We start from the raw sequence: 13,458 nt of genomic DNA, 5'->3' as shown, positions 1-13,458 counted from the left end.
CATGCCCGGCGCAGAGGTCGCAGCCCCCGAGCCACGACGCGCGGATCTCGTCCTTGCACTGCGCGACTCCACCTCGGTCGGTCTGGCGACCGTCCCCGTGGGTCTGGCCTTCGGGGTGCTCGTGTCGCAGTCCGGACTGCCGTGGTGGTGGGCGACCCTGTCGGCGGCCGTGATCTTCGCCGGGTCGCTGGAGTTCCTCGTGCTGGGCATGGTCACGGCATTCGCTCCGCTGGCCCAGATCGCGATCACATCGTTCATGGTCAACTTCCGACACGTGTTCTACTCGCTGTCGTTCCCGCTGCACCGGGTGAACGGGGCTCCCGCGAAGCTCTACAGCACCTATACGCTCACCGACGAGGCGTACGCCCTGACCACGGGCCCGGACGCGCAGACGTGGAGCCGCACGCGAATCGTGGGGCTCCAGGCCCTCATCCAGGCGTATTGGGTTGCCAGCGCCACGATCGGCGTCATCGGCGGGTCCTTCATCCCGGCTGGGGTCAAGGGCCTCGACTTCGCGATCACGGCCCTCTTCCTAGTGCTCGGCATGGACGCGTTCCGCGTGCGCCGCGACATCCCAGGGCCGCTGGTGGCCGCGGCGTGCGCGCTGGTCGGGCGCGTGGCGTTCGGCAACGACATGCTGGTGTTCGCGCTGCCCGCCCTCGCGGCATTCCTCATGGCGAAGTATGCCGTCCGGAGGCGAGGGTGGCATGCCTGACACGCCCTACCTCCTGGGTGCGCTGGTGATCAGCGCAGGAGTCACGTGGATGCTGCGGGCGATGCCGTTCCTGGTGATCTCCCCGCTTCGTCGCAGTCGGCTGATCCCCTACCTCGCCGCGACCATGCCGGTGGGCGTGATGATGATCCTGACGATCTACACGATGCGCAATGTCGATTTCGAGAGCGCGGCGGGACTGGCCTTCGTCCTTGCCGTGCTCACAACGATCGGCCTGCACCTGTGGCGGCACAACGTATTGGTGAGCATCTTCGGCGGCACCGTGGTCCACGTCATCCTCGTCAGCACGGTCCTCACCGGCTGACGGGCGGCCTTCACCTCGTCGAGAGGCATACCTCACGGCGAGAGGTGCACAAACTTTGTATGCCGCTCAGTGGGTTTGTATGCCCCTCGGTGAGTTAGGCGCCGAGGACCTGGTCGAGGTAGGCGTTGGTGAAGATGCGGCGCGGGTCGAGCCGGTTGCGCAGCGCGACGAACTCGTCGAAGTTCGGATAGCGCTCGCGCAGGTCGTCCGCGGCGAGATCGTGCAGCTTGCCCCAGTGCGGGCGTGCCTCGTGGTCGCTCAGCATCGACCAGAACGCGTTGAAGTAGGCCGAATGGTCCCGCTGGTGATACTGATGAATGGCGATGTAGCCGGTCTCTCGGCCGTACGCCGTGGACAGCCAGCGGTCGTCGGCTGCGGCGAAGCGAACCTCGACCGGGAAGGCAATGCGCTCCGTGCTCGACTGCATCCACCGCGACAGCTCCCGCAGCAACGCCGGCACCGCCTCCCGCGGCACGGCATACTCGCTCTCCCGGAACCGCACATCGCGCGCCGAGGCAAAAACCTTGTAGGACCAGTCGACGTAGGACCGGGCCGAAAGCGCGCGAGAGGACAGCTGATTGACCTTCGGGATAAGGCGCGGCGCCCTTGCGGTCAGACGGTTGACCCCGTCGAAGAGCTTGTTGGAAAGCAGGTCGTCGTCCAGGCGCGACCGCCAGCCGGGCAATGGCGAACGCAGCGACTCGTCATCGTTGCGCGTATTGGTCTTCGTCAGCACCCGATCGGTGTGCGGGAACCAGTAGAACTCGAAATGGTCCGATCCATCCACCCGCTGGTCCAGCGACTCCAGGACGGAGTGCAAGGTGTCCGGGCTCTCCTGCGCGCACAGCAAGAACTTCGGCACACACTGGATCTCGACGGCCGTGAGTATGCCGAGGGCACCCAGCCCCAGCGACACCGCCGGCAGCATCTCGGGACTCTGGTCGTCGGTGATGCGCAGCAACGACCCGTCACTCGTGACCATCTCGACGCCGCGGATCTGCCCGGACAGACCGGCAAAACCCATACCCGTGCCATGCGTACCGGTGGAGATCGCCCCGGCGATGGTCTGGCGGTCGATGTCACCGAGGTTGGTCATCGCCAGCCCTCGGCGGTAGAGCTCGGGTCCGAGCACGTGCAGCGGCGTGCCGGCCTGCACCCAAACTCGCCCGGTGACCGCGTCGGCCGACATCACCCCGGACAACTGGTCCATCCGCAGGAGAATGTCTGTCGGCTCTGCGATGCCGGTGAACGAGTGCCCGGCTCCCACTGCTTTGACCCGGCGACCCTCCAGGCTGCTCTCTTCGCACAACAGCTGCAGGTGGGCGACATCGCGCACCATGACGGTCTCCGACGGTGAGGCGTGCACCGTGCCCGCCCAGTTGGACCAGTCAACCAAAGTTCTCTCCCTCGCCTCGATAGGTCGGCAGTCGGTCCTCGACCCGGCCGCCTCGCACCAACAGGATCTCGTTGAACCTCTCGCACATCTCGCCGGCCTTGGCGTGCCGGAACCACACCGGGTCACCGACGTCCAGATCACGAGCGGCCTTGCCCCGCAGGGGAGTCTGCACCTCCCCTGCGCCCTCCTGGCCCATCAGGGACAGGCCCGCAGGATGCACGGGCACCGGCACGCGACTCTTGCCCGGCGGACCTGAAGCGATGTAGCCACCACTGAAGGTGACCGCGATATCGGCCGCCGGCTTGCGCACGACCGGCGACACGAAGTATGCGGCCGGCCGCAAGTCCGTGTCGTCGTAGCCATCAAACAGGCGCGGCGTGAAAAACCCTGAGCCAGCAGCCAGTTCGGTGATCGCACTGTCGCGTGTGGTCGAGTGCAGGCTACCGGTGCCGCCGCCGTTCACCAGCTCCAGCTCGGCATGCCGACTGACGGCCGCCACCACCAGAGACCGCCGAGTCGCGAGCTCGGCCAGCGAGCGGCGCTTCATCAGCCGCACGACGGGGCTCGTGTCTGGCACTCCGGCAACCTGCGCCTCGTAGAACATCAGGCCCACAACGCGCACTCCACGCATCGACGCGGCGCGCTCCGCGGCGCGGCCTGCCTCCTGCGCCGTATGCAGGGTGGACCGGTGCGCGCCGACAGCGACCGGACCCAACCGCAGCGAGGAGTCGATGTCGAGACACACCCGCAACGGCATGTCCCGCGCGGCCGCGTCCAACATCTGCAGGTGCTCCGGCAGGTCCGCCATGAAGGTCACTCGGCCGGTGAGCACGGGATCCGCGGCGACCGCCTTCATCACCTCGGCGTCAACGGTCGGATAGGCGATGACGATGTCCTCGACGCCGTGTCGGGCCAACCACAGTGCCTCGGCCGCGGAGTAGGCCAGCACCCCGGAGTGCCCGTCCCGCTGCAGCACTCGCTCGATGAGGCCGCGCACCCGAATCGACTTGGACGCCACCCGGATCGGCTTGCCATGTGCCCGGCGCAGCATCTCGGTGCCATTGGCCTCGAAGGCGTCCAGGTCCAGCACCGCCGTGGGCGCTGCCACCCGTCCGACGGCCCGCCACAGGTCACCCATCCGAGGTGCCTGCGAATGACCCCAGCGCAAGGCCGAAAACGGCCGCGAAACCATCCAGCACCTCCAGCGCCAACTCGTCGTCCTGGTCGGCGATCCAAGCGAGCGCCACGCCGTCCGTGACAGCCGTGACCATCCTGCTGAGCAGCTCGCGCGAGAGTGGCAGCTCGCCGAACCTGTCGTGCTGGTCCGCGAGCACCTTGTCAACCGCGGCATACGCTCGCTGGAAGATCAGACGGGCAAGTCGGGGTCCTGGGTCGTCTTGCCGCACAAGATGATTGACCAATTCATAGACCAACCGCTGACGGTCGCGGTTGCCACCCGCGGCGGACCAGTAGCTGCGAAATGCGCAGCGGATGACCTCGGCCACGGTGTACGTCCGCCCGGCGTCGAGCTCGACCTGGATGTCGGGTTGCGCGACCTGCTCGACGACGGCTTCCAGCAGCGCACGTTTGGAACCGAAGCAGTAGTGCACCGTGCCCAGTGGCACGCCCGCTTCCTGAGCGATCCGGCGCACGGTGGCCGCCTCGAGCCCCTCGGCGAGCGCCACCTTGATCGTGGCGTCCACCAGCTCACCACGCCTGACATCCGCTGCAACTCTGGCCACGACTGGACCCTACCCGCTACTTGGACGCTTGACCAGGATTGCATCCGCCGAGTGACGTAGCAAAGCGCCGAGTGGAGGGGTTATAGCTGCGCCACTCGAAGGTTACCTGCTCCACTCGACGGGTGAGGGGCCGGTCAGCTGCTGCGCGTGGCCAGCGACATCGGCAGTGCGCGCAGCATGTCCAGTGCCGAGCTCTCCCCCAGCGGCGCGAGCAGGTCGGCCGCCTCGTGGGCCACGGACAGCGTGTGCTCGCGCGCCTGGTCGACGGCGGGGTGGGCGCGCAGCAGCTTCAACGCCTCCGCGTGCTCGGCATCCTCGGTGAGGGGCCGCGACAGCAGCTCCTGCAGTCGCGCGTCGCCCGGATCGGTCGACGCCCGCACGTAGAGCACCGGAAGGGTGGTCACGCCCGCCCGCAGGTCCGTCCCGGGAACCTTGCCCGAGTCCGCCGAGTCAGAGGCGATGTCCAGCACGTCGTCGGCCAGCTGGAAGACCATACCCACCAGCTCGCCATACCGATTGACCAGATCGATCGTCGCCTGCGGGCAACCGGCGAACATCGCACCGTAGCGCGCGGCCGTCGAGATCAACGAACCCGTCTTGTGCTCGAGCACCTCGAAGTAGTGCTTCATCGGGTCGGCGCCCTCCGGCGCCTGGCGATCGTCCTGAATCTGACCGGTGCACAGCCGCACGAACGTCTGGGCCTGGATCAGGACCGCCTCGGCTCCGAGCCCGGCAACGATCTCCGAGGCGCGAGCAAAGAGCAGGTCACCGACCAGGATCGCGGTGGCGTTGTCGTAGTGGCTGTTCGCACTGGCCACCCCGCGGCGCATGTCGGCGGCGTCCATCACGTCGTCGTGATACAGCGACGCCAGGTGGGTCAACTCCACACCGACTGCCGCGTCGACGACCTTCGCATTGCGCCCGGTGCCCAGCTCACTCGACAGCAGCGTGAGCAGCGGCCGCAGCCGCTTGCCACCGGCGGCGAGCAGGTGGCCCGAGGCCCGCGCCACGAACGGGTCGTCGTGGTCCACCACGGCCTTCAGCCGCGCGTCGACCTCGCTGAGTCCCTCCGCCAGCCTGGCAGCCAGTTCGGGGGTCGCTCCGGGAAACCCTCCCGTGACAACAGTCATCGAAGGAAGAGCGTCGAGTGCTGCGTCATCTCGAACAGCGGAGCCGGGATGATGCCGAGAAGCAGGGTGAGCACGGTCCCGACCGCAACCGAGATGCCGGTCAGCGCCGACGGCGTGACCACGGCGGTGCCCTCAGCCGGCTCCGAGAAGTACATCAGGACGATGACCTTCACGTACACGAACGCGGTGACCGCGCTCATGGCCATACCGACCACCGCGAGCCAGGTCGCGCCGTGCCCGACGGCCGCCGAGAAGATCGCGAACTTTGCCACGAACCCGGAGGTCAGTGGGATCCCGGCGAACGCCAGCAGCAGGAACGAGAAGGTCCCCGCGAGCAATGGGTTGGTCTTGCCCAGACCGGCCCACTGCGACAGGTGCGTCGCCTCGGTTCCCCCCGAGCGCACCAGGGCGACCAGCGCAAAGGCCGCGATGATGCTGAACCCGTAGGCGGCCAGGTAGAACAACGTGCCGGAGATACCGACCGTGTTCAGCGCGATCAGGCCCACGAGGACAAACCCCGCATGGGTGATCGAGCTGTAGGCGAGCAACCGCTTGATGTCGGTCTGCACGACCGACAGCACGGCGCCGATCACCATCGTCAGCAGCGCCACGATGGCAAGCACCGGCTGCCACGTCCACCGCAGGCTCTCGAACGCGACATAGAAGATGCGCAGCAACGCCCCGAATGCCGCGACCTTGGTGCAGGCGGCCATGAATCCGCTGACCGGCGTCGGCGCGCCCTGATAGACGTCCGGCGTCCACGAGTGGAACGGCACCGCACCCGCCTTGAAGAGCAGGCCCACCGCCACCAGTAGCACCCCCGGCGCCAGCAGTCCGTCCATCCCACCGTTCGTGCCGATCGCCTTGTTGATGGCGTCGAAGTCCAGCGACCCGGCGAACCCGTAGATCAGCGCAGCCCCGAAGATGAAGAACGCGGAGGAGAACGCGCCGAGCAGGAAGTACTTCATCGACGCCTCCTGCGACAGCAGGCGCCGTCGACGCGCCAGCCCCGTCAGGATGTAGAGCGGCAGCGACAGCACCTCGAGCGCGATGAAGACCACCAGCAGGTTGCTCGCCGAAGGGAAGAGCATCATCCCGCCGACCGCAAACATCGTCAGCGGGAAGATCTCGGTGCTGGTCGCGCCCAGTCGCACGGCATTCGCCTCGGCCGGAGAGCCCGGCACCGACGCACCCGACTGGGTGAACGCGTCGGGTGAGCGGGTGCCGAGCGGCTCGGCCATGGCAAGCAGAGCAATGATGGACAGCACCAGCACCGTCCCCTGCAGCATCAGTGCCGGCGCATCGATGACCACGGCGCCGCCGGCGGTGATCACCTCATGCCCACGCGAGATGGTGACGAGCACCACCAGGGACACGACCATCCCGGCAATGGCCAGGGGCAACTGCACCCAGAACCGGCTGGCGCGCGGCACGAAGGCCTCGACGAGGATGCCGACCATGGCCGTCCCGAACACGATCAGCATCGGCGCCACTGCGCCGTAGTCGATATGGGCCTGGACGAAGCTATCGGCCGCCATCACTTGCTGCTCCCGTCAACGGCCGCGCCATGAGTGGGCGCGGGGTCATGAACACCGACATGTTGGAGGGTCTGCGTCACCGCAGGCCGCAGCACGTCCAGGGCCGGCTTCGGGTAGACGCCGAGTCCGATGATGAACACGGCGAGCACTCCGGCCACGACCTTCTCCCGGACTCCGAGGTCGCGGACGTGCTCCTTGCCCGCCGGTTTGGGCCCGGTGTAGAGCCGCTGAAACAGCAGCAGCATGTACAGCGCGGACAGAATGACCGCGAACACCGCGAATCCGGCGGCCACCTTGTGCCGCTGGAAGGTGCCGGCAACAACCAGGAACTCCGACACGAACGAGTTGAGCCCCGGCAGTGCCAGCCCGGACAGACAGGCCAGCAGGAAGAACCCGGAGAGCAACGGGGTCACCCGCTGCCACCCTCCGTAGTCCGGGTAGTTGCGACTACGGTTGCGGGCGATCAGGAACCCGGCGAAGAGGAAGAGCGCCGCCGTGGTGAACCCGTGGTTGATCATGTAGAGGTCCGCGCCGGACTGCGAGGTCGCAGTCATCGCGAAGATGCCCAGCACGATGAAACCGAAGTGGCTCACCGACCCATAGGCGATCACGCGCATCATGTCCTTCTGGCCGATGGCCACCATCGCGGCGTAAAGGATCGAAATGACCGCCAGAACGATGATCACCGGAGTCGCCCACTTGCTGGCGTTCGGGAACAGCTGCAGGCAGAAACGGATCATCCCGAAGGTGCCGACCTTGTCCAGGACCCCGACCAGCAGGACGGCCGTCGCCGGCTTGGCCTCACTGGCTGCATCCGGCAGCCAGGTGTGCACCGGCCACATCGGCGCCTTGATCGCGAACGCGATGAAGAAGCCGACGAACAGCCATCGTTCGGTGTCCTGCGACATGTGCAGACCGGTCAGGTTGCCGACCAGGAACCCGTGGCTTCCGCCGGGGCCCTGCTGGTACAGCGCAATCACGGCTACCAGCATGAGCAGGCTGCCCGCGAGGGAGTAGAGCAGGAACTTCAGCGCGGCATACCGAGCACGTGGCCCGCCGCCGAATGATCCGATCAGGAAGAATACCGGGATCAGCATCGCCTCGAAGAAGATATAGAAGAGGAAGACGTCAGTCGATGCGAAGACACCCACAATGGTCGTCTCCAAGACCAGCATCAGCGCGTAGTAGCCCTGCTGCCTGCGGCCCGGCTCCGGGACGTCGTGCCAGGCGGCCAGCAGCGAGACCGGGACGAGCACCAGACTCATCAGGATCAGGCTGAGTGCGATGCCGTCTACGCCAAGGGCGTAGGAGACACCGATCTGTGGGATCCACTCGTGCACCTCGGCCAGCTGGAACTGCGGGTTGTGGCCGCTGGTCTTGAACTGGGTCGCAGCCAGGATGCCGACGATCAGCGCGAGCACAGAGAATCCGAGCGCCACCGGGCGCGCGAGCTTCGCCGAACCCTTCGGCAGGACCGAAATGACGAGGGCTCCGACGAGCGGAATGACACCGATCGTCGTCAACCAGGGAAAGCTACTCATTACTGCACCACCAACAGCACACCGAGGATTGCGACGACGCCCACGAGCATCGTCAGGGCATAGGAGCGCACGAATCCGTTCTGCAGCCTGCGCAGCCGCTCGGCCGTGCCGCCGATGAAGGCAGCGAGGCCACCTACTGCGCCGTCGACTCCCCTGTTGTCAGCGAACACCAGAGCACGGGTCAGGTGGAGACCGGGACGCTGGAAGGCCGCTTCGTTGAAGTCGTCCTGGCCCAGGTCGCGGCGGGCGAGCCGCGTCAGCGGTGTGCCGACCGGCGGTGTCACCGGAACCTCCACCCAGTAGAGGCGCCAGGCCCACCAGATGCCGGCCACCATGAGCACGAACGTGAGGATCATCAGCACGGGGGCGCTGAGGACGGCATGGCCCTCCTGTCTGCCGACGACCGGCTCCAGCCAGTTGGTGATGATGTTCGTCGGACCGAGGATCAGACCGAGGAACGCCGAGCCGAGGGCCAGCACGATCATCGGGACCTTCATCGTCATCGGCGCCTCGTGCGGGTCGAACTCGGGCTTCTCCCACCGCGGGTTGCTGTGGAAGGTCATGATGAACAGGCGGGTCATGTAGAAGGCGGTGATCCCGGCCGCTATCAAGGCCGTCAGACCGAACACCCACGGCCGCCAGCCACTGCCGACGAAGGCCATCTCAATGATCTTGTCCTTCGACCAGAAGCCAGACAGGCCCGGGAAGCCGATGATCGCCAGGAAACCGAGACCGAAGGTGACCCAGGTGACCTTCATGATCCACCACAGCCCGCCGAACCTGCGCATGTTGATGGTGTCGTTCATCGCGTGCATGACCGATCCCGACCCGAGGAACAGCCCGGCCTTGAAGAAGCCGTGCGTGAGCAGGTGGAAGATCGCGAAGACGTACCCGACCGGGCCGAGACCGGCAGCCAGGACCATGTAGCCGATCTGCGACATGGTCGACGCCGCCAGCGCCTTCTTGAGGTCGTCCTTGGCACAGCCGACGATCGCGCCGAACATCAGGGTGAAGGCGCCGACGATGCACACCGCGAGCCGCGCGTCCGGGGTGGCGTCAAAAATGACGTGGCTGCGCACGATCAGGTAGACACCGGCGGTCACCATGGTCGCCGCGTGGATCAGTGCCGACACCGGCGTCGGGCCGGCCATCGCGTCACCGAGCCAGGCCTGCAGGGGGGCCTGCGCGGACTTACCGCAGGCGGCCAGCAGCAGGAACAGCCCGATCCCGATCAGCGTGCCCTTGCCGGTGCCGGGGACGGCTGCGTCCACACCGGCGAAGTCGACCCGCCCGAACGCACTGAACATGAAGAAGATCGCCAGTAGGAAACCGAAATCGCCGACGCGGTTGGAGAAGAACGCCTTGTTGGCGGCAGAGGCGAACTCGGGGTTGTAGTTCCAGAAGCCGATGAGCAGGTAGGACGCCAGGCCGACACCCTCCCAGCCGACGAAGAGCCCGAGGTAGGAGTCTGCCAGCACCAGCGTCAGCATCGAGGCGATGAACAGGTTCATGTAAGCGAAGAACTTGCGCCTGTCCGGATCGTGCGCCATGTAGCCGAGCGAGTAGACCAGGATCAGCGAGCCGACGAACGTGATCAGCATGACGAAGGCCAGCGACAGCGGGTCCATCAGCAGGCCGAAGTCGAGGTTGAAGCCGCCGGTCGGGATCCACGAGAACAGGTGCTTGTGGAACGCCCGATCGCCGGAGTTCAGCCCATGCACCTGAATGATCAGCAGCAGGCCGACCACGAAGGCGGCCCAGGACAGCGCCACGGCCAGGTATGGACCGAACTTGTCGGTCCGGCGCCCGCCGATGAGCAGGATCGCCGCGCCCAGCAGTGGCAGGGCGATGATCAACCAGCCCACGGATGCCACGCCGGTCGCGTTGTGCGCGACGCCGGCATCACCAGAGGTGGCCAAGGCAGACAGCCCGGGCACAGAGGTGGCTAAGGTTTGCACTCCGTTCACCGCTCCTTACAGCTTCAGCAGGTTCGCGTCGTCGACCGAGGCCGAGCGGCGGGCACGGAAGATGGACATGATGATCGCGAGGCCGACGACGACCTCAGCGGCCGCCACCACCATCACGAACAGAGCGATGACTTGTCCATCGAGGTTTCCGCGCATTCGGGCAAAGGTCACGAAGGCGAGGTTGGCTGCATTCAGCATCAGTTCCACCCCCATGAAGACGATGATTGCGTTCCTGCGCAGCAGGACCGTGGTGGCGCCGATCGAGAACAAGATCGCCGAGAGGTAGACGTACACGAGCGGGCTCACTGCTGGCCACCCTCCTCCTGAGTCGAGTCGCCGGTGGATTCCTCGAACTCTTCGGTCGCAGCCGTCAGCGTCTGCGTGTTGACCACCTGACCGCGTGCCTTCAGCACACGGGAGACGGACAGCTCACTGATCGACCCGTCCGGCAGCAGCGCCGGCGTGTCGACGGCGTTGTGGCGGGCGTAGACACCCGGCACCGGCAGGCCGGCGACGTTGACACCCTCGCGAATGCGGCGACGCGACCAGTCGGCCTGGCTCAGCTTCGGACGCAGCCGCTCACGGTGCGCCAGGAGCATGGCACCGACGGCCGCGGTGATCAGCAGGGCCGAGGTCACCTCGAACGACCAGACATACTTGCCGAAGATGAGGTTCGCCAGTCCGCTGACGTTGCCGGAGGCGTTGGCCTTGTCCAGCCCGATAAAGCTCGGGAAGGTCGTCCTTGCGACACCCGAGATCGTCAGAGCCAGCAGCGCCAGGCCGAAGAGCAGACCGGCGACGCGCTGGCCACGGATCGTCTCGACCAGCGAGTCGGACGAGTCGACTCCGACCAGCATGACCACGAAGAGGAACAGCATCATGACCGCGCCCGAGTAGACGAAGATCTGGATGATCCCCAGGAACTCCGCCTGCTCGGTGATGTAGAAGATCCCCAGCAGGATCATCGTCATTGCCATCCCCATGGCCGCGTGCACGGCCTTGCGCGCAAACAGCAAGGTCAAGGCGCCGAGCACGGACAGCGGTGCGGCGAACCAGAAGAGCGTTGACTCGGCGCCACCCAAGTGCGTCATTCCGCGCTCTCCTCATCGCTCGAGTGCTCCCGGACCCACTTCTCCTGATCGGGAGTGGGGCCGGTCACCTTGCCCTGGTAGTAGTCGCGCTCCTCCATGCCTTCAACCATCGGATGAGGCGCCGGCAGCATCCCGGACTGGATCGGGGCCAGCAGCTGATCCTTGGTGAAGATGAGGTCGGCCCGGTTGTTGTCCGCCAACTCGTACTCGTTGGTCATCGTGAGCGCACGGGTCGGGCAGGCCTCGATGCACAAAGCGCAGAAGATGCACCGCAGATAGTTGATCTGATAGACGCGCCCGTACCGCTCACCGGGTGAGTAGCGCTGCCCCGACTCGTCGTCGTTGTCGGCGCCTTCGACGTAGATCGCGTCCGCCGGGCAGGCCCAGGCGCACAGCTCGCAACCCACGCACTTCTCCAGCCCATCCGGGTGCCGGTTGAGCTGGTGACGTCCGTGATAGCGCAACTGGGTGGGGCGCTTCTGCTCGGGGTACTCCTCCGTGGCGACCTTGCGGAACATGGTCGAGAAGGTGACCCCGAAGCCGGCCACCGGCGCGAACAGGTCGGACAAGAAACTGCTTTCGGACTTTTGTGGGTCGCCGTCAGCACCGGAGTGCCGCGGTTTCGCGTTCGGATTATCAGCCACGGGGCTCCTCCGAGTGGTTGTCGACTGAGCTGCGGGCCGCCGGGGCCGCCGCAATCGCTGGAACGGGCTCGACCAGGCGCTGACCCGGCAGAGGTGGCACGGGGTGACCACCTGCGAACGGGTTGACCTCGTCCGGTGGTGCAGTGACCTCGTTGTCCTTGCGTGCCTGTTTGGTGTCCCATACCCAGGCAATCGCGAGCACAATAACGGCAATCACCGCGATGACGATCAAGGTGGCACGCGGGATACCGCCCCAGGCCTTCGAGTCGCCGAGGAAGCCCAGCTGCGCGGCACGAATGAAGGCCACGGCGACGACCCAGACCAACGTGGTCGGGATCAGGACCTTCCAGCCGAGCCGCATGAACTGGTCGTAGCGGACACGCGGCAGCGAGCCGCGCAGCCAGACGAAGAAGAACATGAACAGCCACAGCTTGATGAAGAACCAGAGCAGGCCCCACCATCCGCCGTTGAACATGCCGCCGCCGATGGCCGCGATCCCCGGAGGTGCTTGCCATCCGCCGAGGAACAGCGTGGTGGCCAGCGCGGACACGGTGAACATGTTGACGTACTCACCGAGGAAGAACATCGCGAACTTCAGCGAGGAGTACTCGGTGTGGAAACCACCGGTCAGCTCGCCCTCGCCCTCGGCGAGGTCGAACGGCAGCCGGTTGGTCTCCCCCACCATCGTGATTATGTAGACGATGAAGGAGAAGAACGCCGGTATGCAGTACCAGATCCCCTTCTGCGCCAGCACAATCTGACTGGTTGACATCGAACCCGCGTAGAGAAACACGGCGACGAGGGCCAGACCCATCGCAATCTCGTAGGAGATGACCTGGGCGCTGCTGCGCAGGCCACCCAGCAGCGGGTAGGTCGAGCCGGAGGACCAGCCGGCGAGCACGATGCCGTAGACACCGACGCCCGCCACGGCCAGCACCAGCAACACGGCGACCGGGGTGTCGGTCAACTGCAGCGGCGTGTGGTGGCCGAACATCCAGACACTGCCGCTGAGCGGAATGATCGCAAATGCGACGAACGCCATCGCGCCGGCGATGATCGGCGCCGCGATGAACATCAGCTTGTCGGCGTTCTTCGGAGTGACATCCTCCTTGAGCGCCAGCTTCACACCATCGGCCAGGGTCTGCAGCAGGCCGAAGGGACCGGCCCGGTTCGGTCCGGGACGCTGCTGCATACGACCGATCACGCGCCGCTCGAACCAGATCACCAGCAGCGTGTTGAGCAGCAGAATGACGAACAGCAGAACGGCCTTGATCAACGACAGCCACCACGGGGTGTCGCTGAAGTCGGCGGCCGGGTGGTCCGTGTTCATCGCCAGCGCGTGCATGGAGCTCGCAGCGACGGCCATCGACAT

The 13,458-nt window shown here is 66.1% G+C and carries 13 protein-coding genes; 2 read left to right on the top strand and 11 right to left on the bottom strand.

All coding sequences use genetic code 11. The features are described from left to right. The first annotated feature begins 1 nt into the window (after position 1). Together FGL98_RS06080 and FGL98_RS06075 are read left to right on the top strand one after the other, a co-directional pair. Positions 2-715, top strand: a complete 714-nt coding sequence (locus FGL98_RS06080) for an AzlC family ABC transporter permease (RefSeq protein ID WP_146315844.1) — start codon at positions 2-4, stop codon at positions 713-715. Then, a complete protein-coding gene (locus FGL98_RS06075; protein WP_146315843.1) occupies positions 708-1,037 on the top strand; it encodes a branched-chain amino acid transporter permease in 330 nt (109 codons plus the stop codon). Before FGL98_RS06080 ends, FGL98_RS06075 begins: the two co-directional genes overlap by 8 nt. A gap of 94 nt (positions 1,038-1,131) precedes the next feature. On the opposite strand, the gene FGL98_RS06070 is transcribed toward FGL98_RS06075, so the two are convergent. The 11 genes from FGL98_RS06070 to nuoH all read right to left on the bottom strand — a co-directional run bounded on the left by FGL98_RS06070 (position 1,132) and on the right by nuoH (position 13,458). Next, positions 1,132-2,433: a D-arabinono-1,4-lactone oxidase gene (locus tag FGL98_RS06070; RefSeq protein WP_146315842.1), complete on the bottom strand. Its 1,302-nt coding sequence runs from the start codon at positions 2,431-2,433 to the stop codon at positions 1,132-1,134. Beyond that, positions 2,426-3,571, bottom strand: a complete 1,146-nt coding sequence (locus tag FGL98_RS06065) for an alanine racemase (protein WP_146315841.1) — start codon at positions 3,569-3,571, stop codon at positions 2,426-2,428. The genes FGL98_RS06070 and FGL98_RS06065 overlap by 8 nt, the downstream gene beginning before the upstream one ends. Next, on the bottom strand, positions 3,564-4,175 hold the full coding sequence (locus FGL98_RS06060) for a TetR/AcrR family transcriptional regulator (RefSeq protein ID WP_146315840.1): 612 nt from the start codon (positions 4,173-4,175) through the stop codon (positions 3,564-3,566). The genes FGL98_RS06065 and FGL98_RS06060 overlap by 8 nt, the downstream gene beginning before the upstream one ends. A gap of 134 nt (positions 4,176-4,309) precedes the next feature. After that, positions 4,310-5,305 (bottom strand): polyprenyl synthetase family protein, encoded by a 996-nt coding sequence (locus FGL98_RS06055; protein WP_146315839.1) that lies wholly within the window; start codon positions 5,303-5,305, stop codon positions 4,310-4,312. Continuing rightward, the gene (gene nuoN, locus FGL98_RS06050) at positions 5,302-6,843 is read right to left on the bottom strand and encodes an NADH-quinone oxidoreductase subunit NuoN (protein WP_146315838.1); all 1,542 of its coding nucleotides are present in this window, start codon (positions 6,841-6,843) and stop codon (positions 5,302-5,304) included. Before nuoN ends, FGL98_RS06055 begins: the two co-directional genes overlap by 4 nt. Continuing rightward, positions 6,843-8,384, bottom strand: coding sequence for an NADH-quinone oxidoreductase subunit M (locus tag FGL98_RS06045; protein WP_146315837.1), 1,542 nt, complete (start codon positions 8,382-8,384; stop codon positions 6,843-6,845). The genes nuoN and FGL98_RS06045 overlap by 1 nt, the downstream gene beginning before the upstream one ends. After that, complete coding sequence (gene nuoL, locus FGL98_RS06040) at positions 8,384-10,351, bottom strand: NADH-quinone oxidoreductase subunit L (protein WP_146315836.1); 1,968 nt, start codon at positions 10,349-10,351, stop codon at positions 8,384-8,386. The genes FGL98_RS06045 and nuoL overlap by 1 nt, the downstream gene beginning before the upstream one ends. Positions 10,352-10,357: 6 nt before the next feature. Next, the gene (nuoK, locus tag FGL98_RS06035; protein WP_146315835.1) at positions 10,358-10,657 is read right to left on the bottom strand and encodes an NADH-quinone oxidoreductase subunit NuoK; all 300 of its coding nucleotides are present in this window, start codon (positions 10,655-10,657) and stop codon (positions 10,358-10,360) included. Continuing rightward, positions 10,654-11,442 carry an NADH-quinone oxidoreductase subunit J gene (locus FGL98_RS06030; RefSeq protein ID WP_146315834.1) on the bottom strand — a complete coding sequence of 263 codons (789 nt, stop codon included), beginning with the start codon at positions 11,440-11,442 and terminating at the stop codon, positions 10,654-10,656. Before FGL98_RS06030 ends, nuoK begins: the two co-directional genes overlap by 4 nt. Next, positions 11,439-12,086, bottom strand: a complete 648-nt coding sequence (gene nuoI, locus FGL98_RS06025) for an NADH-quinone oxidoreductase subunit NuoI (protein WP_186526007.1) — start codon at positions 12,084-12,086, stop codon at positions 11,439-11,441. Before nuoI ends, FGL98_RS06030 begins: the two co-directional genes overlap by 4 nt. Then, positions 12,079-13,458 (bottom strand): NADH-quinone oxidoreductase subunit NuoH, encoded by a 1,380-nt coding sequence (gene nuoH, locus FGL98_RS06020; RefSeq protein WP_246136405.1) that lies wholly within the window; start codon positions 13,456-13,458, stop codon positions 12,079-12,081. The genes nuoI and nuoH overlap by 8 nt, the downstream gene beginning before the upstream one ends.

It is taken from the genome of Leekyejoonella antrihumi (assembly GCF_007845645.1).
GTDB classification, from domain to species: Bacteria; Actinomycetota; Actinomycetes; order Actinomycetales; family Dermatophilaceae; genus Leekyejoonella; species Leekyejoonella antrihumi.
Note: the sequence above shows the minus strand (reverse complement) of the source record. Positions and strands in the feature narration are given on the sequence as shown.